Origin of the sequence: Bartonella sp. CR127HXZ (assembly GCF_042194555.1) — a bacterium.
GTDB lineage: Bacteria > Pseudomonadota > Alphaproteobacteria > Rhizobiales > Rhizobiaceae > Bartonella > Bartonella grahamii.
Genome location: NZ_JBHIMZ010000059.1, coordinates 1 through 866, shown reverse-complemented (window position 1 = coordinate 866; position 866 = coordinate 1). Strand labels below are relative to the sequence as shown.

Here is an 866-nt window from a genome sequence, read left to right as displayed (position 1 = left end):
GCAGATGATTGACAAAACGCACAACAAGGGAAACATCCATGATCGTCTCTTATCCTAACTGATGACTTTCATATTCTAGGTTTTTCAGGCGTGCTAATTCGCTGCGATAAGCAATCACATCCAGCCAATCCATCTGGTTAATCTCTGAAGGCGCCCAGTGATAATATAAAGGGCTAGTTCTGCCCCAAATTGTCTGGCAGAGAGGATTGGCGTTGCGTAAAAAAAGCAAAAAAAGCCTTCAATATTGCGACAATATCCATCACATCAACTCGATCAATCAATTCAATAGATTCATGTGACATATCAGCCAAAAGTGCTGTGATGCCTTCTGTTGCCTCACTTGTGAACAAAACTTGAGAAAGCTTCGTGATAAGCACATCATTGCTCAAAGTTGTTTTTTGCTCTCCAAACTCAGGAAGAAGCAGCTCTGTCAATTGTGGTCCAATTAACACCGCTAATTGCTTGGCATGCTTAAAAGTGGGGCGATAAAAGGTCAGTTTCTTGCAGAGAGATTCTTTGCCACCTTTATCCTGATAAGGAAGCGGAACCTGCAATTCCACGTCAATGCTGGTTTGTAAACTTGTCATGATCAATTCCTATAAATTGAGAATAGAGCGGCGGCGAGAACCGATCTCTTGCCCGTTGCGGACAAGCCAACCGCCCCGTTTAAAGGAAAAGCGGTGCAAAACAGAGCCATCCCAAAATTCCGTATAGTCCCAAACATTTTTGATCTCGCAATCATAGCCTGTTGCTTTTCCAGCCGTTAAGCCTTCACTATCCACTTTGACCAAGCGCCCTGTAACATCAATGGAATGCTCATGCTCGCGTCCATCTTCTTCAGAGATCACATGTTTTTTGCCTGTGAA

General features: G+C 43.5%; 1 protein-coding gene and 1 pseudogene. Both read right to left on the bottom strand.

The window, feature by feature from the left end; translation table 11 throughout:
* Positions 1 to 173: 173 nt before the first annotated feature.
* On the bottom strand, positions 174 to 587 hold the full coding sequence (locus ACFIKY_RS09055; RefSeq protein ID WP_273790101.1) for a hypothetical protein: 414 nt from the start codon (positions 585 to 587) through the stop codon (positions 174 to 176).
* A gap of 9 nt (positions 588 to 596) precedes the next feature.
* A pseudogene (locus tag ACFIKY_RS09050) lies at positions 597 to 866 on the bottom strand (phage tail protein); the annotation flags it as partial.

Excerpts from the sequence above, each read along its gene's own strand:
- ACFIKY_RS09055 (WP_273790101.1), bottom strand. The coding sequence starts at position 587 with ATGACAAGTTTACAAACCAGCATTGACGTGGAATTGCAGGTTCCGCTT.